This window comes from Streptomyces sp. NBC_00654 (genome assembly GCF_026341775.1).
In the GTDB taxonomy this organism is placed as follows: domain Bacteria; phylum Actinomycetota; class Actinomycetes; order Streptomycetales; family Streptomycetaceae; genus Streptomyces.
In genome coordinates this window covers 1,352,292-1,369,708 of sequence record NZ_JAPEOB010000001.1, presented here as the reverse complement: position 1 = coordinate 1,369,708, position 17,417 = coordinate 1,352,292, and the positions used below count along the sequence as shown (strand labels likewise).

16 protein-coding genes are annotated in these 17,417 nt (G+C 70.6%); 10 read left to right on the top strand and 6 right to left on the bottom strand.

The features are described 5' to 3' along the window. Positions 1 to 19: 19 nt before the first annotated feature. The gene (locus tag OHA98_RS06060; RefSeq protein WP_266923101.1) at positions 20 to 1,600 is read right to left on the bottom strand and encodes a methylmalonyl-CoA mutase; all 1,581 of its coding nucleotides are present in this window, start codon (positions 1,598 to 1,600) and stop codon (positions 20 to 22) included. A 322-nt stretch (positions 1,601 to 1,922) separates the two neighbouring features. Between OHA98_RS06060 and OHA98_RS06055 the strand changes: the two genes are divergently transcribed. Next, entirely contained in the window at positions 1,923 to 2,852 is a 930-nt protein-coding gene (locus OHA98_RS06055) for a L,D-transpeptidase family protein (RefSeq protein WP_323179519.1), read from the top strand. 235 nt (positions 2,853 to 3,087) lie between these two features. Here the strand turns inward: OHA98_RS06055 and OHA98_RS06050 are convergent, their stop codons facing one another. From OHA98_RS06050 to OHA98_RS06035, 4 genes are all read right to left on the bottom strand, one after another. Beyond that, positions 3,088 to 4,254 (bottom strand): hypothetical protein, encoded by a 1,167-nt coding sequence (locus OHA98_RS06050; RefSeq protein WP_266923097.1) that lies wholly within the window; start codon positions 4,252 to 4,254, stop codon positions 3,088 to 3,090. After that, positions 4,254 to 5,021, bottom strand: a complete 768-nt coding sequence (locus OHA98_RS06045) for an RNA polymerase sigma factor (protein ID WP_266923095.1) — start codon at positions 5,019 to 5,021, stop codon at positions 4,254 to 4,256. The genes OHA98_RS06050 and OHA98_RS06045 overlap by 1 nt, the downstream gene beginning before the upstream one ends. A gap of 376 nt (positions 5,022 to 5,397) precedes the next feature. Beyond that, on the bottom strand, positions 5,398 to 5,961 hold the full coding sequence (locus OHA98_RS06040; RefSeq protein ID WP_266923094.1) for a hypothetical protein: 564 nt from the start codon (positions 5,959 to 5,961) through the stop codon (positions 5,398 to 5,400). A gap of 204 nt (positions 5,962 to 6,165) precedes the next feature. Then, positions 6,166 to 7,782 carry a glycoside hydrolase family 20 protein gene (locus OHA98_RS06035; RefSeq protein WP_266923092.1) on the bottom strand — a complete coding sequence of 539 codons (1,617 nt, stop codon included), beginning with the start codon at positions 7,780 to 7,782 and terminating at the stop codon, positions 6,166 to 6,168. A gap of 564 nt (positions 7,783 to 8,346) precedes the next feature. On the opposite strand from OHA98_RS06035, the gene OHA98_RS06030 reads away from it, so the two are divergent. The 9 genes from OHA98_RS06030 to OHA98_RS05990 all read left to right on the top strand — a co-directional run bounded on the left by OHA98_RS06030 (position 8,347) and on the right by OHA98_RS05990 (position 15,514). Beyond that, positions 8,347 to 8,787: a 2-oxo-4-hydroxy-4-carboxy-5-ureidoimidazoline decarboxylase gene (locus tag OHA98_RS06030; RefSeq protein ID WP_266927746.1), complete on the top strand. Its 441-nt coding sequence runs from the start codon at positions 8,347 to 8,349 to the stop codon at positions 8,785 to 8,787. Positions 8,788 to 9,086: 299 nt separating this feature from the next. Then, positions 9,087 to 9,467 (top strand): succinate dehydrogenase, cytochrome b556 subunit, encoded by a 381-nt coding sequence (sdhC, locus tag OHA98_RS06025; protein WP_266923090.1) that lies wholly within the window; start codon positions 9,087 to 9,089, stop codon positions 9,465 to 9,467. A 5-nt stretch (positions 9,468 to 9,472) separates the two neighbouring features. After that, positions 9,473 to 9,949, top strand: a complete 477-nt coding sequence (locus tag OHA98_RS06020) for a succinate dehydrogenase hydrophobic membrane anchor subunit (protein ID WP_073718236.1) — start codon at positions 9,473 to 9,475, stop codon at positions 9,947 to 9,949. Between the two features lie 30 nt (positions 9,950 to 9,979). Further along, on the top strand, positions 9,980 to 11,734 hold the full coding sequence (sdhA, locus tag OHA98_RS06015; RefSeq protein ID WP_266923088.1) for a succinate dehydrogenase flavoprotein subunit: 1,755 nt from the start codon (positions 9,980 to 9,982) through the stop codon (positions 11,732 to 11,734). Continuing rightward, a complete protein-coding gene (locus OHA98_RS06010) occupies positions 11,734 to 12,510 on the top strand; it encodes a succinate dehydrogenase iron-sulfur subunit (protein WP_266923086.1) in 777 nt (258 codons plus the stop codon). The genes sdhA and OHA98_RS06010 overlap by 1 nt, the downstream gene beginning before the upstream one ends. Before the next feature lie 139 nt (positions 12,511 to 12,649). After that, a complete protein-coding gene (locus OHA98_RS06005; protein ID WP_266923084.1) occupies positions 12,650 to 13,243 on the top strand; it encodes a hypothetical protein in 594 nt (197 codons plus the stop codon). 624 nt (positions 13,244 to 13,867) lie between these two features. Beyond that, the gene (locus OHA98_RS06000) at positions 13,868 to 14,302 is read left to right on the top strand and encodes a hypothetical protein (RefSeq protein ID WP_266923082.1); all 435 of its coding nucleotides are present in this window, start codon (positions 13,868 to 13,870) and stop codon (positions 14,300 to 14,302) included. 5 nt (positions 14,303 to 14,307) lie between these two features. Then, a complete protein-coding gene (locus OHA98_RS05995) occupies positions 14,308 to 14,742 on the top strand; it encodes a thiol-disulfide oxidoreductase DCC family protein (RefSeq protein WP_266923080.1) in 435 nt (144 codons plus the stop codon). 40 nt (positions 14,743 to 14,782) lie between these two features. Beyond that, complete coding sequence (locus OHA98_RS05990; protein WP_266927744.1) at positions 14,783 to 15,514, top strand: TetR/AcrR family transcriptional regulator; 732 nt, start codon at positions 14,783 to 14,785, stop codon at positions 15,512 to 15,514. 83 nt (positions 15,515 to 15,597) lie between these two features. Here OHA98_RS05990 and OHA98_RS05985 read toward each other — a convergent pair whose 3' ends face one another. Further along, the gene (locus OHA98_RS05985) at positions 15,598 to 17,151 is read right to left on the bottom strand and encodes an ABC transporter substrate-binding protein (RefSeq protein WP_266927743.1); all 1,554 of its coding nucleotides are present in this window, start codon (positions 17,149 to 17,151) and stop codon (positions 15,598 to 15,600) included. Between the last annotated feature and the right edge of the window lie 266 nt (positions 17,152 to 17,417).

The following is a 17,417-nucleotide window of genomic DNA, read 5'->3' as shown; positions in this document are numbered from 1 at the left end:
GGGAGACGCCGGGGCAACATCAGAAGGCGTCCGTGGGCACGTACGTCCCCCAGACCTCCCGCAGCGCGTCGCAGACCTCGCCCACCGTCGCCCGCGCCTTGAGCGCGTCCTTCATCGGGTACAGCACGTTGTCCGTTCCCCCCGCCGCCTCCTTCAGCCGCACCAGCGCGGCGTCGACCGCCTCCTGGTCCCGTCCGGCACGGAGCGCGGCCAGCCGCCGGGCCTGCTGGGCCTCGATCTCCGGGTCCACGCGCAGCGGCTCGTACGGCTCCTCCTCGTCGAGCCGGAAGCGGTTGACGCCGACGACGACGCGCTCGCCGCTGTCGGTCTCCTGCGCGATGCGGTACGCGCTGCGCTCGATCTCGCCCTTCTGGAAACCGCGCTCGATCGCGCTGACGGCACCGCCCATGTCCTCGACCTTGCGCATCAGTCCGAGGGCGGCCTCCTCCACGTCGTCCGTCATGCTCTCGACGACGTACGACCCGGCGAACGGGTCGACGGTGGCCGTGACGTCCGTCTCGTACGCGAGGACCTGCTGGGTGCGCAGCGCGAGGCGGGCGGACTTGTCGGTGGGCAGGGCGATGGCCTCGTCGAAGGAGTTGGTGTGCAGCGACTGGGTGCCGCCGAGGACCGCGCCCAGCCCCTGCACGGCGACGCGGACGAGGTTGACCTCGGGCTGCTGGGCGGTGAGCTGGACGCCCGCGGTCTGGGTGTGGAAGCGCAGCATCAGCGACTTGGGGTTCTTCGCGCCGAACTCCTCCTTCATCACCCGGGCCCAGATCCGGCGGGCGGCCCGGAATTTGGCGACCTCTTCGAGGATCGTGGTGCGGGCGACGAAGAAGAAGGAGAGGCGCGGGGCGAAGTCGTCGACGTCCATGCCCGCCGCCACCGCCGTACGGACGTACTCGATGCCGTCCGCGAGGGTGAAGGCGATCTCCTGCGCGGGCGAGGCTCCGGCCTCGGCCATGTGGTAGCCGGAGATGGAGATGGTGTTCCACTTGGGGATCTCGGCCTGGCAGTACTTGAAGATGTCCGCGATCAGCCGGAGCGAGGGCGCCGGCGGGAAGATGTAGGTGCCGCGGGCGATGTACTCCTTGAGCACATCGTTCTGGATGGTTCCCGTCAGCCGGTCGGCCGGGACGCCCTGCTCCTCGCCGACCAGTTGGTAGAGCAGCAGCAGGAGTGCGGCGGGGGCGTTGATGGTCATGGAGGTGGAGACCTTGTCCAGCGGAATCCCGCCGAACAGGACGCGCATGTCGTCGAGCGAGTCGATCGCCACCCCGACCTTGCCGACCTCGCCCGAGGCGATCGGGGCGTCGGAGTCGTGGCCCATCTGGGTGGGCAGGTCGAAGGCGACCGACAGGCCCATGGTGCCGTTGGCGATGAGCTGCTGATAGCGGGCGTTCGACTCGGTGGCGGTGCCGAAACCGGCGTACTGGCGCATCGTCCAGGGCCGCCCGGTGTACATCGTCGGGTAGACACCGCGGGTGAAGGGGTACGCACCGGGCTCGCCGAGCTTCTGGTCCGCCCGCCAGCCGTCGAGCGCGTCCGGCCCGTACACCGGCTCGATGGGCAGTCCCGACTCGGACTCTCGCGTCATCTGATGCGCCTCCCCTTCAAGCTACCTACTGGTAATAAATCTCGCGACGGACTGTAGCGGCGCCCGCGCGACCGGTGGAGAGCCACCGGCTGGGACCTTGCTCACAGGACCCGTACCGGTCTGGACGCGCCGTTCCCATCATGCGCAGGATTCGGCAACCGGGCAGGGCGGGAATCCGTCCAAGGAGACACCGGAACCACCGGGCGGGACACCGGAACCACCGGGCGAGGCAGGGGGACCGAGGATGACAGGCAGAGCCGTAGACGATGGAAGCGATGGAAGCGGTGCGAGCCGCGGCAGCGGTACGGGCGGGGTGAGCGGGGTGAGCGGCGGCGGTCCGGGCGTGCGCCGGCGCCGCGGGAGGCGCTCCTCCGCGACGCGGGCGGCGGTCGGTGTGCTCGCCGTCACCGCGCTGGCGGCAGGCTGCAGGGCCCAGGCCGCCCAGGGTACGGAGCCGGTGCCACCGCCCGCCCCGGCCTCCGGCACCCCGGCGGCGAGCCCCACCCCGCGCCCCTTCGCCACTCCCTCCGACGACGCGAAGCCGGGCGGCGGCCCCACCGCGACGCCCTCGGCGACCGCACCCGTGCCGCAGCCGAGCACCGCGCCGCCCACGCCGCGGCCGGCGGTCCTGATGAAGACCGGGTCACAGGGCAAGCAGGTACGGGAACTCCAGGCCCGGCTCCGCCAGATCGGCCACTTCGGCCGCACCCCCACCGGCTACTACGGCACCGTCACCGTCGCGGCCGTCCAGTCCTTCCAGGGCAAGCGGGAGCTCGACCGCACCGGCAGCACCGATGCCGTCACCTGGCAGAAGCTGCTCGGTATGACCCGGACGCCGACGGCCGCGGAGCTGGACCCGCCGACCGAGCGGCCGGCGACCGAGCCGGACGAGCGGTGCATGACGGGGCGGGTCCTGTGCATCAGCAAGAACAGCCGGACCCTGTCGTGGATGATCGACGGCCGGGTCGTCTCCTCGATGGATGTGCGCTTCGGCTCGCAGTACACGCCCACCCGCGAGGGGACGTTCGCCGTGTACTGGAAGTCCCGGCACCACGTCTCGACGCTCTACGACTCGCCGATGCCGTACGCGATGTTCTTCAGCGGCGGCCAGGCGGTGCACTACTCCTCGGACTTCGCGGCCCGCGGCTACAGCGGCGCGTCGCACGGCTGTGTGAACGTCCGGGACGAGGGGAAGATCGCCGCACTGTACGCGCAGGTGAAGAACGGCGACAAGGTCGTCATCTACTGGTAGCGGGCGCCGACGCCGGACGCGGCTCGCGCCGACGCCGGACGAGCGAAGGAAAGGGGCGCGGACGGGACCGGGGGAACATGTCCCGCCCGCGCCGATGCGCCGAGCCGTAGGTACGGGGGGAACCCCGGCTCATAGCGCTGCCGATGACCAGTCGGCTCACTCTGTACTGCGCCCCGCCGCCGAAAAACGTCACACCTGAGGGTGAGGCCCTTCCGGGCGAAGCGAAAAGCGCAGGTCAGCGAATGGCCGAGGCGTTCGGTGCCAGGGACTGCGGGGCCGCGGACGAGGCGGCGGCGCCTTCCTGACCGCCGGCCGGCCCGGCGAACGAACCCGTCCCCACGCCCGGGACCGCTCCGGCGCCCGGACCCGTACCGGCGCCCGCGGGCTGCGTACGGAAGGAGATCGCCGGGAGCGAACCGCCGTTGCCGCCGCCCTCCCCCGATCCGCCGTCGCCGCCGTTCCCGCCGTCGCCGCCCTGGCCGTCCCCGTCGGCCTCGTCCAGGAGCCGCTCGCAGAACCGTTCCAGGTTCTTCTCGCCCTTCGCCAGCCGGATGAGGCGGCGCCTGCTGCTCTCGTCGAGCTTGCCGTCGCGGTAGTCCCGGCAGGCCTTGAGCGACTTCTCGTACCACGTGCCGGACGCGGCGTCGCCCGGGCCGTCGGGCAGGTCCTCGGCGTCGGCGTCGTCCCCCGAGCCGTCCGTGGGTCCGGCGCCGTCCGGCCGGTCCGTGCCGCCGCCGCTGCCCGTGGCGGTCCCGGCCGCGGTGCCCTCGTCGGTGCGCCGGCGGTCGGTGCCGTCCACCCCGGTCCGCCCGTCCCCGGGCGAGTGGGAGGCGTCGGGTGTGGTGCCGGGGTCGGCCGGAGCGGACGGGCCGACGGACGGTCCGTCGTCGTCCGGCAGCCCGGATCCCAGTTCCCCGGGCGACGCGGCGGCCGAGACGGAGGCCGCCGGGGCCGGGGTGTGCCGGCCGCCGAACGGCCCGGTGATGATGCCGGTTCCGGCCGCGACCGCCACCCCGCCGAGCGCACAGCCCGCGAGCGAGACGACCAGGCCGAAGCGCACGGGGCGGCTCCAGCGCGAGCGACGGGGCACTGCCGGGCCCGCGCCGCCGATCCGTACGGAGTCCAGCAGTCCGGATTGTCCGTGCGCCGCGGCGGCGGATCTCTTCGCGGCGCGGGCGTTCGCCCCGGCCCCGTGGCCCGCCTGCCGGAAAGCGGCGATCACCCTGTCCTCACCCGGCAGTTCACCGCCGCGCGGGCGGGCGGCGGACCGGGCCTCGCCCAGCGCCCGGGTGAGCCGCAGGGCGTCGGTGCGGGCGTGATCACCGACGGGTACGACCGGTTCGCCGCGGAGCAATTTCTCCGCCGCGTCCTTGTCAAGCCACTCGTAGTGCTCGTCGGCCATCACATGTCCTTCTGCGTCCACGGGCGTGAATGCGTCACACCGGGAATGACACCGGCGGGTGCCGCCGAACCATGACGTCCGGGGCGCTGCGCGGGCAGAGCGCCCAGTTCCGCTCCCCCGGATCCACCTTGACCTGCACCGTCGTCCGGCCCCGGCTCCGCCGCCCGGTCGAAGGTCCCGCCCGGGTCCGGTGTCCGGTCCCCCGCCTCCTCCGACGGGTCCGCGCCGAGCAGCTCCGCCAGCCGTTTCAGGCCACGGTGCGCGGCGGTACGTACGGCGCCGGGCCGCTTGCCCAGGGTCTGCGCCGCGCTCTTCGCGTCCAGGCCGACCACCACCCGCAGCACGACGGCCTCGGCCTGGTCCTGCGGCAGCTGGGCGATGAGCGACATGGTGCGGTCGGTGTCCAGCGCCTCGATGGCATCGCCCGCGGTGTCCGAGTCGCCCGGCCTGCCGGTCAGTTCGGACTCGTCGCCGCCGATGGCGGGGCGCCTGCTGCGCATCCGCAGATGGTCCAGGGAGCGGTTGCGCGCGATCCGGGCCGCCCATCCGCGGAACCGGTCGGCGTCACCGCTGAACCGGCCGAGGTCCCTGGCTATCTGCAGCCACGACTCGGACGCCACGTCCTCCGCGTCCGGCTCCCCCACCAGTGTCCGTATGTAGCCCAACAGCCGCGGCTGCACCGCGCGGTACACAGCACGGAAGGCGTCCTCGTCCCCGTCCTGTGCCGCGAGCACCGCGGCGGTCAGCTCCGCGTCGTCCCCCAGCACTCCCTCAACCCGCCCTGATGTCCTGAATCGCAGCTGGTCACCACTGCTGCGCCACTCTGCGCGACTCAGCACGCTACGTGCTCGGCGGGTGTCGCGTCCATGGCTTGTACAACCCGCAACAGTTCACTGACACAGCGCGGTGTGACAGAAAACGCGGCCGCGGCGCTGAGAGGAGTACGGGGTCGTGCTGCGACCCCGTGGAAGACGACCGGGGCCTCTCCTGTGGGGGGTGGCGGCCCCGGTCGTCGTCCCTCGGCCGGACATCCGCTCCGGCGACTCCCGCTCCGCCGGCCGGTGACGGGCCCGGCTTCCGCTCCGGCGACTCCCGTACCGCCGCCCCGGTGACGGCCCAAGTGCCCGCCCGGGTGACGGGCCTTCAGCTCTGCCCCCGGGCCCGCCGTGACATCACCGCGCGCAGCACCCGCCGGCCCTCCGTCGACAGGTCGAGCGCCCGTCGCAGGCCGGCGCCGCCGCCCCGTGTACCGGCACTCTCCGCGAGGATCTCCAGGATCCGCGTCTGACGGCGCAGCTCCCCGGCGACGAGCGGGCCGATGCCGTTCTCCTCGCCGGTCCGGCAGCGCCGCAGCGCCTCCTGGTCCCCGTACGCGTCGTAGCGCAGGTGGACCTCCAGGGCGGCGAGCGAGCAGGCGTCGGCCCATTCCCGCAGCGGAGCCGCGGCGAAGTCCGAGGGGGCGGCGGCGAGCAGCCCGCGCAGCGGTGCGGCCGGGCCGTCCGCGGGGTCCTCGCCGGCCTGCGCCGTGCGGGCGGCCGTGAGCCGGGTGGCCCATTCTCGCCCGTCCTCGCAGCTCGCCCAGAGCGGGCGCAGCGGTTCCGGTTCCGCGGCCCCGCCGAGCGGCGGCAGACAGCGGTCCAGGCAGGCGAGCGCCCCGGCGGCCAGCGCCCGCTCGTCGGCAACGGCGATCAGTTCCAGCAGACTCATTCGACGTCTCCCTCGGTCGTACCGCGTACTGCGCCCGGGTGGCTGAAAATCGTCAGTTGCGGCGACACAGTACGGGGGACCTCGGGCCAGGCGTGCGCCACCCCTCGCCACCAACGCCGACATCGGATTCGGGCCGAGTGCGGCCCGTTCGCAGGGTGAGCAGCCGCGCGCCGCATCGCTCCTGGGCGAAGGTGCCCCGGCCGCTCAGCCCGTCGCGTCGATCCGTGCGGCCAGCTGCTGGAACTGTGCCCAGGTCAGCGCGGGCTTCCCCGGGACCCAGAGCTTCTGGGCCGTCGCCTTCAGCGGCATCCGGATCCCCTGGGCCACCTGCTGCGCGGTCTGCGCCTGCGGGAGGTCGCCCCAGACCGCGAACCGGCCGCCCAGGATCTGCTTCGAGTAGCGCGAGGGAACCGGCTGGGTGCCCCGCAGGACGAGCGGGGTCCACTGCTCGTAGATCCGTTTGCCGGTCGGATAGACGAAGTCGTTGGGCTGACCGAGTACGTAATAGAGGAATTCGTCGTTGAGGTTCACCACCCGGCGCCCCTCGCTCAGATACTCCTGCGGCGGCCGGGCGCCGATCTCCTTGCCCGTCCAGTACTCGACCTCGATGTCCTTCCGGGCCTGAACGGTGCCGCCGCGGAAGAAGCCGTCGTTCCACGCCTTGGCCGTGCGGCCCTTGGCCTGGACCACCGCCGCGCGGTCGTTGAGCCACCCGGTGGCCAGGTCCTCGATCGTGGCCCCGTCGCCGTACTTCTCCCGGGCGGCCCGGAGCAGCTGGGGGTACGAGGCCGCGGGGTCGCTCACCGTCAGCGCGCGGTACTCGTCCGCGCCCAGGTGCCAGTAGGCACCGGGGAACAGCTCGGTGTACTCGTCGAGCAGTTCGTCGACGAGTTCCGCCGAACCCGGCTCGGAGATGTCGAGGGACCCGGTCGACGCCACGCCCTGAACGTTGCGCAACTGGAGGTCCGGGTGGGCGCGCAGTACGGCACCCAGGTGGCCCGGGGAGTCGATCTCCGGGACGACCTCGATGTGCAGGCTCGTGGCGAGGCCGACGATACGGCGGACCTCGGCCCGGGTCAGGTGCTCGGGCGAGACGACCTCGGGGTGGGACTCGGACTCGATCCGGAAGGCCTGGTCGTCGGAGAAGTGCAGGCCGAGCTGGTTGAGCTTGAGATCGGCCATCTCGCGTACCCGTCCCTCGATCCACGACGCGGTGTAGTGCTTGCGCGCGATGTCGAGGTTGAGTCCGCGCTGCGGCCGGTCCGGGGTGTCCTTCACGACGCCCTCCGGCATGGTGCCGGCGGCGCGCAGCGACTGTTTCAGGGTGCGGGTCCCGTAGAAGACCCCGGCCTCGTCGGGCCCGCTGATCCTGACCCGCCGGTCGCGGGTGGTGAGGGTGTACGACTCGGGGGCGCCCCCGCCCGCCGTGTCGAGCGCCAGCTCGACGTCCCCGGCGCGGGCCGCCGCGGCGCCCCGGTAGCGGATCTTCAGCTCCCCGGCGAGCAGCCGCGCCTCGTCGGCCAGCCGTTCGCTGCCGTCGGCGACGACGACCGTGCTGTCGCGTCCGGGCTGCCAGCCGGGCCCCCGGGCGGGGGTGTGCTCGCGTACGGCGGGGATGGTGCGGGGTGCGGTGGACAGCGGGTAGCTGCGGGTGGGCGTCGGCGCGGCCGAGGGCGAGGAGGGGGCGCGTGACGACGCCGCGCCGCCGGTGGACCCGGAGCCCGAGCCGTCGCCGTCCGGCCAGACGGCGACGGTGAGAGCGACGGCGGCGGCGGCCGTGACGGCCGCACCGGCCACGAGGGCACCGCGTGAGGGCGACATCGGTCAGAATCCTCCGGATCGGGATCGGGATCGGGATCGGGGCGAGCGGGGGCGGGGCGGGCAGGCCCGTTGGGGGCGGTCCGGTACGAGGCGAGCCGGTACGAGGCGAGCCGAATGCGGGCACTTCCCTCAACTATGTACTCATCGCCCATAGTGCATCGAACGAGGGCTGGACGGGCAGCGGCCCGTCGTCCATCACACGTTCCGAAACTCTCCCGTCCGAGTGATTTTTCCGGCGTCCTCCGGACGGCCGTAGCCCGATCTCGCTAGCGTTACGACACATTCGTCGCTCCTTTCACTCCCACCCCGTGCAACCTCGTCGCTCTCAGCTCCCTCTTCCAGGGGCACAGAAGTCATTGATTCGAGGAGTCCACGCTGTCCAGGTCCAGCGAGCCCCACGCCGGCCTGCCGAAGCGATCACCGCAGCCGGCCGGGCTGACGGCCATACCCGTCCAGTGCCGCGGCCGCGCCGGGGCACCCGCACCCCTGCCGGCTCCGCCGGGTGGCCGCCCGGCCGGTCTCGTCCGGCTCAACACCGCGCCGCGCGACGCCGTCGAAGCGGCCCTGCTGGAGTGCTGCGCCAGCCGCCGCTGGGCCCAGCGGATGGCCGCCCACCGCCCGTTCCCGGATCTCGGCGCGCTGCTCGCCGCGTCCGACGAGGCGGGCTACGACCTGTCCCCCACGGATATCGCCGAGGCGCTCGCCGGGGAGAGCGCCCCCCGCCTGCGCCATGACGCGCCATACGCCGCCCACCTCGCGCTCCGGGCCGCGCACGCCGAGTACGAGAGCCGCTTCGGCCATGTGTTCGTGATCTGCCTGGACGCGACCCGGCCAACGCAGCAGGTGGACCAGGTACTGGCAGGCCTCCGGACCCGGCTGGCCCACGACCGGGACGAGGAGCGGGCCGTCACGGCGGAGGAGATGCGACGACTCGCCCGGGTCCGCATCGTCGAACTGGTGACGGCCGCGGGCCTGGACGGCGGCCCGCTCCAGGATCCGCCCTGAGGGCCGGGCCGCAGGGGCCCCTTCCAGGGGCTCTCCCGCCGGCCGCTTCCGGGCCCGTACCGGGCCCGCCGCCCCGTTCGAGCGGGTGCCCCGGCGGCCCGACAGGGGTTACGGGACCTTTCGCCCGCTCTAGCCCGTCCGTGCCTGTTTGATTGCCACTTTGATCACACCAGAGGCCCCGGCGCGAACGAACCGACAAAGCGTCGCTACGATGGCCGGGGCCGGTGGACCGTACCCGGCCGGGTCAGACCGACAGTCAAGCCGGCCGACCCCAATCCCCGCTCCCGGAGGGTTCTTCCGTGCCGGCTGGAACGCTGTACCGCGGCCGGGAAGGCATGTGGTCCTGGGTGGCTCATCGAGTCACCGGTGTCCTCATTTTCTTCTTCCTGTTCGTACACGTCCTGGACACCGCTCTCGTCCGCGTCTCCCCCGAGGCCTACGACGAGGTCGTGGCCACGTACAAGACATGGCCTGTCGCGCTGCTCGAATACGGCCTCGTGGCCGCCATTCTCTTTCATGCGCTGAACGGTCTCCGTATCGTCGCCGTGGACTTCTGGGCCAAGGGCCCGCGCTTCCAGAAGCAGATGCTCTGGACCGTGCTGGGCATCTGGATCGTGCTGATGGTCGGGGCCCTGTACCCCGTCCTCGGCCACGCCGTACGCGACATCTTCGGGAGCTGAGGCCCATGTCCACCGAGACCTCTTCCGCGATCGGGGACGTCGAAGGCGTGAGCCTCTACGACGTCGACCACCCGGCCCCCGTGATCGAGCCCCCGCGCAAGCGGACGGGCAAGACGCCCAAGGGCTCGCGCACCAATTTCGAGATGTACGCCTGGCTCTTCATGCGCCTGTCGGGCATCGTCCTGGTCGTCCTGGTCATCGGCCACCTGCTGATCCAGCTGGTGCTCGACGGCGGTGTCTCCAAGATCGGATTCGCCTTCGTGGCGGGCCGCTGGGCCTCGCCGTTCTGGCAGGTCTGGGACCTCACGATGCTGTGGCTCGCCATGCTCCACGGCGCCAACGGCCTCCGTACGGTCATCAACGACTACGCCGAACGGGACAACACCCGCTTCTGGCTGAAGATGCTGCTGTACACCGCCACGGTGTTCACCGTCCTGCTGGGCACGCTGGTGATCTTCACCTTCGACCCGAACATCCGCTAGGCGCCGGGACAGAGGGACCAGAGGAAAACCATGCAGATCCACAAGTACGACACCGTCATCGTCGGCGCCGGCGGCGCCGGCATGCGCGCGGCCATCGAGTCGACCAAGCGCAGCCGTACCGCCGTGCTGACGAAGCTCTACCCGACCCGCTCCCACACGGGCGCGGCGCAGGGCGGCATGGCCGCCGCGCTCGCCAACGTGGAGGAGGACAACTGGGAGTGGCACACCTTCGACACGATCAAGGGCGGCGACTACCTGGTCGACCAGGACGCCGCCGAGATCCTGGCGAAGGAGGCCATCGACTCGGTCCTCGACCTGGAGAAGATGGGCCTGCCGTTCAACCGCACGCCCGAGGGCCGGATCGACCAGCGCCGCTTCGGCGGTCACAGCCGTAACCACGGCGAGGCCCCGGTCCGCCGGTCCTGCTACGCCTCGGACCGCACCGGCCACATGATCCTCCAGACGCTGTACCAGAACTGCGTCAAGGAGGGTGTGGAGTTCTTCAACGAGTTCTACGTCCTGGACCTCCTGCTCCAGGACGTGGACGGGGTCAAGAAGTCCGCGGGCGTCGTCGCCTACGAGCTGGCCACCGGCGAGATCCACGTCTTCCAGGCGAAGTCCGTCATCTTCGCCTCCGGCGGCACCGGCAAGTTCTTCAAGGTGACGTCGAACGCCCACACCCTGACCGGTGACGGCCAGGCCGCCGCGTACCGCCGCGGTCTGCCGCTGGAGGACATGGAGTTCTTCCAGTTCCACCCGACGGGCATCTGGCGCATGGGCATCCTGCTGACGGAGGGCGCCCGCGGTGAGGGCGGCATCCTCCGCAACAAGGACGGCGAGCGCTTCATGGAGAAGTACGCGCCCGTCATGAAGGACCTCGCGTCCCGTGACGTCGTGTCCCGCTCCATCTACACGGAGATCCGCGAAGGCCGCGGCTGCGGTCCGGCGGGCGACCACGTCTACCTGGACCTCACCCACCTGCCGCCGGAGCAGCTGGACGCGAAGCTCCCGGACATCACCGAGTTCGCGCGTACGTACCTGGGCATCGAGCCCTACACGGACCCGATCCCGATCCAGCCGACCGCGCACTACGCCATGGGCGGCATCCCGACCAACGTCGAGGGCGAGGTGCTGGCCGACAACACCACCGTCGTCCCGGGCCTGTACGCCGCCGGCGAGGTCGCCTGCGTCTCCGTGCACGGCGCCAACCGCCTGGGCACCAACTCGCTGCTCGACATCAACGTCTTCGGGCGCCGGTCGGGCATCGCCGCCGCCGAGTACTCCGCGAAGAACGACTTCGTCGAGCTTCCCGAGAACCCGGCCCAGCAGGTCGTCGACCAGGTCGAGCGGCTGCGCGGCTCCAACGGCACCGAGCGGGTGTCCGTGCTCCGTCTGGAGCTGCAGGAGTGCATGGACGCCAACGTGATGGTGTTCCGCACCGAGCAGACGATCAAGACGGCGGTCGACAAGATCGCCGAGCTGCGCGAGCGCTATCTGAACGTGTCCATCCAGGACAAGGGCAAGCGGTTCAACACCGACCTGCTGGAGGCCATCGAGCTGGGCAACCTGCTCGACCTGGCCGAGGTCATGGCGACCTCCGCGCTGGCCCGCAAGGAGTCCCGCGGCGGCCACTACCGCGAGGACTACCCGAACCGCGACGACGTCAACTTCATGCGCCACACCATGGCGTACCGCGAGGTCGCGGACGACGGCACCGAGTCGATCCGGCTCGACTACAAGCCCGTCGTGACGACCCGCTACCAGCCGATGGAGCGTAAGTACTGATGGCTACCCCGACACTGGAAAAGACCGGCCCGGCCGACAAGCCCGAGGCGGGCTTCGCCGACTCCCCGTACATCACGGCCACGTTCCGGATCCGCCGCTTCAACCCCGAGGTGTCGGACGAGGCGCAGTGGCAGGACTTCCAGATCGAGATCGACCCGAAGGAGCGTGTGCTCGACGCCCTTCACAAGATCAAGTGGGATGTCGACGGCACGCTGACCTTCCGGCGCTCCTGCGCGCACGGCATCTGCGGCTCCGACGCGATGCGGATCAACGGCAAGAACAGGCTCGCCTGCAAGACGCTGATCAAGGACATCAGCCCGGAGAAGCCGATCACGGTCGAGGCCATCAAGGGCCTCACGGTCCTCAAGGACCTCGTGGTCGACATGGAGCCGTTCTTCCAGGCGTTCCGCGATGTCATGCCCTTCCTCATCACCAAGGGGAACGAGCCGACCCGCGAGCGTCTGCAGTCCGCCGAGGACCGCGAGCGCTTCGACGACACCACCAAGTGCATCCTGTGCGCCGCGTGCACGTCGTCCTGCCCCGTGTTCTGGAACGACGGGCAGTACTTCGGCCCGGCCGCGATCGTCAACGCGCACCGCTTCATCTTCGACTCGCGCGACGAGGGCGGCGAGCAGCGGCTGGAGATCCTCAACGACCGTGACGGTGTGTGGCGTTGCCGCACGACGTTCAACTGCACGGACGCCTGCCCGCGTGGCATCGAGGTCACCAAGGCCATCCAGGAAGTGAAGCGCGCGCTGATCACGCGCCGCTTCTGACCCTCCCGGTCCGCCGGGCGCACTTCAAGAGGCCCCGCCTGCCGCAGCGTCGCTGTGGGAAGCGGGGCCTCTTGCTGCGCCCCGCGGGCGCGGGCGGTACGGTCATGCGGAGCTGAAGACCGAACAGAACGGGGATCCCGTGACCGAGCCCAATCCGTACGCGGACGACTCATACAAGTGGGGCCCGCCCCAGCAGCCGGGCCACCCGCCCACCGTGGCGGACGGGCAGGGTTACGGCTACCCGGCGCCGGGCGCCGCACCCGCGTACGGCTATCCGCAGCCGCTGCCGGACTCGGCGACCCAGCCGGGCCCGGGGTACGGGTATCCGGGGCCCGGCCAGCCGGCGCCCGGCTACAACCTCCCCGCGCAGCCGGGCATGCCGGGCGGCGGGGTTCCGATGCTGTCCTTCGGCGACATCACCGTCATGAACGACTCGATCGTGACGCCGTCCGGGACGATGCCCCTCAAGGGCGCCGTGTGGACGGCGACCGACATGTCGCGCACGGAGGAGAAGATCCCGCCGGTCGCGATCGTGCTGGCGATCGTCTTCGCCCTGCTGTGTCTGATCGGTCTGCTCTTCCTCCTGATGAAGGAGAAGAAGACCACCGGCTTCATCCAGGTCACGGTCACCAGCGGGGGCCGGCACCACTCGACGATGATCCCGGCGATGGGCCCCGAGACCTTCCCGATGGTCATGGCCCAGCTCAACACGGCCCGCTCGATGAGCGCCTGAGACCGCGCGGGTGGCCGGCCGCTCCGGCGTCCGGCTCACTCCCGGCCGTCTCCCGCCTCCCGGTTGCCCGCTCCCACCCTCGGCCGTCTCCCGCCTCCCGGTTGCCCGCTCCCACCCTCGGCCGTCTCCCGCCTCCCGGTTGCCCGCTCCCACCCTCGGCCGTCTCCCGCCTCCCGGTTGCCCGCTCCCACCCTCGGCCGTCTCCCGCCTCCCGGTTGCCCGCTCCCACCCTCGGCTGAGCCTCGTTCCCCGCCGGCTCTCACCCCCCGGCCGGCTCCCGCCCTCGGCTGAGCCTCGTTCCCGGCCGACTCTCCCCCTCGGCCCCCTGTCACCCTCGGCCGACCCTCGCTCCCGTTGACGGCGGAGCCCGCCCGGCGGCCCTTGCGCCCGGCGCCCTCCCCGTCCGGCACCACGCCCTGACGCACCGCCCCCGCAAGGCACCTCGATGCCCGCGCGGCCCCCGGTGGCGCCCTCGTGCGTCGGCCAAGCCGGTGGACCGGTACTCCTCCTGACGCTCCCTCACTCCCGTGCCCCGGATCACCCGAGCCCGTCTTGAACATGTTCAAGAACAGGTCTACAGTCCATGACAAGAGCTTTTGAACACGTTCAAGGGAGCCTCGGGGCATGGACCTCACTGTTGTCGCGTACGTCATCTATCTGCTGATCAGCGTCGCTCTCACCATCTGGGTTGCCCGCACCCTCAGCCGCAACGGCAAGGTGTTCCTCGCGGACGTGCTGCACGGGAACGAGAAGCTCGCCGACGCCGTGAACCATCTGCTGGTGGTCGGCTTCTACCTGGTCAACCTCGGCTTCGTGACCCTCTATCTGAAGAACGCCGACAGCGTGGCCAACGCCCGCGAACTCTTCGACGCCCTGTCGACCAAGGTCGGCGTGGTGCTGCTCGTGCTCGGCGGCATGCACCTCGCAAACGTCTACGTACTGAACAAGATCCGGCGGCGCGGCATGATGGAGCGCGAGCAGACCCCGCCGGTGCCGCCGCAGGGCTGGGCCGGTCCCACCCCGCAGGGCCCGTGGATCGCCCCCGCCGCCGGACGGTGAGCCGGATGGCCGACTCCGGACCTCGTACCCCGGTCACACGGCTCACCGTGCTCTACGACGCGCAGTGCTCGCTCTGCGTCCACGTACGGCACTGGCTGATGAAGCAGCATCAGCTCATCCCGCTGGACCTCGTGCCGGCCGCCTCCGAGGAGGCGCGCCGGCGCTTCCCCGGCCTCGACCACGCGAAGACGCTCGACGAGATCACGGTGATCGGCGACCGGGGGCAGATCTACCGGGGGACCGCCGCCTGGATCGTCTGCCTCTGGGCACTGTCCGAGCACCGGCCCAAGGCCCACTGGCTGACCACCCCGGCGGGCCGCCCGTTCGCCCGTGCGACCGTACTGGCCGCGGCGAAGTACCGCTCGGTGACCGCACCCTCGTGCGGCGGGGGCGGCGGGGCCTGCGAAGTCCCGGTCATGGGTGCCGAAACGGGCGGATAGCCTGGGGACCGTGGCGAGCGACAAGCAGGACGAGCTAGGTGTGAAGGGCGATCCGGGCGTGAAGGATGTCAAGCCGGCCAAGGCCCCCAAGAGCGAGCAGACCCGCACGCTCATCCTCGAAACCGCGCTCCGGCTCTTCCAGGAGCGCGGTTTCGACAAGACGACCATGCGAGCCATCGCCCAGGAGGCCGGTGTCTCCGTCGGCAACGCCTACTACTACTTCGCGAGCAAGGAACACCTCGTCCAGGGCTTCTACGACCGGATCGGCGCCGAACACGCCGCAGCGGTCCGGGAGGTCCTGGACAAGGAGACGGATCTGGAGACCCGGCTGGCCGGGGTCCTGACGTGCTGGCTGGACATCGCCGCGCCGTACCACGAGTTCGCGGCCCAGTTCTTCAAGAACGCCGCCGACCCGGAGAGCCCGCTGAGCCCCTTCTCCGTCGAGTCGGAGCCCGCCCGCGAGGCGTCCATCGCCATCCACCGCGAAGTGCTGGCGGGCTCCAAGGCCAAGATCCCCGCGGAGCTCGTGGACATCCTGCCCGAGCTGATGTGGCTCTCCCAGATGGGACTCGTCCTGTACTGGGTGTTCGACCGTTCTCCGGAGCGCGAGCGCAGCCGCCGGCTCGCGGTGCGCGGCGCCCGGCTCACCACCCGGGGCGTGGCGCTCGCCCGGTTCCGCGTGCTGCGGCCGCTCGTCCACGAGGTGCACGAGCTGTTCACCGACTTCCTGCCGGGGATGGCCGAGACGGCCACCGCCCGCAAGAGGGCCTGAGGGCTGTCGCGCGGGAACCGAGAAGTCCCGCCGTACGCCCGGGTGGGCGTGGCGGGACTTCGGGGTGAGGGGGTCCGGCGGCGTCAGATCCGGCCGAGCTCCCACAGGCGCCAGATGCCGGTGCCGTTGGAGAGGTACTGGGATCCGGAGATGTCCGTCTTGGCGACGACGTAGTCCTTCTTCTGCCACAGCGGGACCAGCGGAACGTCCTCGCCGACCAGCTGCTGGAGCTTCTTGAAGTCGGCCGAGGTCCTGCCCCTGTCGCTGTACTGGAGCGTGGCCGTGATCAGCTCGTCCATCTGCTTGCTCGCGTAGCCGTTGTGGAGGCTGTTGTCGCGGCCGACGAGCGGCTGGCTGAAGGTGTCGGGGTCCGGGTAGTCGGGGAGCCAGCCGACGGTGTACGCGTCGTACGCGCCCTCCGCGTAACCCTTCTGGAAGTCCGTCCACTTCACGGCCTTCACCGAGACCTTGAACAGTCCGTCCTTCTCCAGCTGGCGCCGCAGCTCGGCGGTCTCCGCCGTGTACGCCTCGTCGGCCTTGTAGGCGAAGTTGATGCGCAGCGGAGTCTCGACGCCGGCCTCCTGCATCAGCTTCTTGGCACGGTCGGGGTCGGGCGAGGGGTACTTGTCGAAGAACGGGGTGCTGTGGCCGATGTAGCCCTGCGGGATCAGCGAGTAGAGGGGCTCGACGGTGCTCCGGTAGACCTCGCCCACCAGCGGACCGCGGTCGATGACCGCCGCGACGGCCTGGCGGACCTTCTTGTTCGCGAATGGTGAGCCCTCGCGGACGTTGAAGACGAGGTTGCGGATCTCGGCGCTCTCCGCCTCAGTGACGCGCAGGTCCGGGTCGCCCGGGTTCAGCTCGGCGAGCCGGGCGGGCGGCAGCTGACGGTGCGTGACATCGAGGTCACCGCTCTTCCAGCCCGTCAGAAGGTCCTCGGAGCCCTTGTAGTAGCGGATCTCGACCGCTTCGCCGGTCTTCTTGAGCGCGCCCCGGTACTTGAGGTTGGGTACCAGCTCGGCGCGGACGCCCGGCTCGTAGGACTTGAGGACGTACGGTCCGGAACCGTCGACCTTGTTCCCGCCACGGAGCTTGCTCTCGGGGTACTGGGTGGAGTCCACGATCGAACCCGCGCCGGTGGCGAGCTTCTGCGGGAAGGTCGCGTCGCGCGAGGACAGGTTGAAGGTGATGGTGCGGCCTTCGGTCACGACGTTCTTCAGGCTCGGGAACAGCGCCGAGGGGCCGACGTCGGTCTTGATCCTGAGCATCCGCTCGAAGGAGTACTCGACATCGGCGGCGGTGATCTTCCGGCCGTTGGAGAAGGTGAGGTCGTTGCGCAGCTTGCACTGGTACGTCTGGAGCTTCTGCCCGACGAATCCGCAGCTCTCGGCGGCGTCCGGTTCGGGCACGATCGCCCCGGCCCTGAACGTCATGAGCGACTGGTAGAGATTGCTGTAGATCGCCCAGGAACCGGCGTCGTACGCACCGGCGGGGTCCAGCGAGGTCACGGCATCGGTCGTGCCCACTGTGACCGGATCAGTCTTCTTCCCGTCCGAGGGAAGTAGTTGCCAGGCGCCGACGCCCGCGATGATCAGTACCGCGAGAATCGCGAGAATCCGTATCCGGATCGACCGCATTGCCGTGCTCTCCCTTACCAGCCCCACCTCGACTATGTGCTCAGACACGCACATTGCCGCATGCTCGCGCTTACCCAATCACACGATTTTCACAACTGGAAGAGTAAATAGGGGACTCACAGCGATTTGTTCGCCGCCTGAAACATGACACGTCCGATAAGGGTGTTTACGCCATCCACTTGGTCTTTTTTCGTAGCAGACGGTGACGCTTCGGTCCGGATTCCGGGAGCATCACGATCGCCGCGGAAAGCGGTCCGCGGGACGGT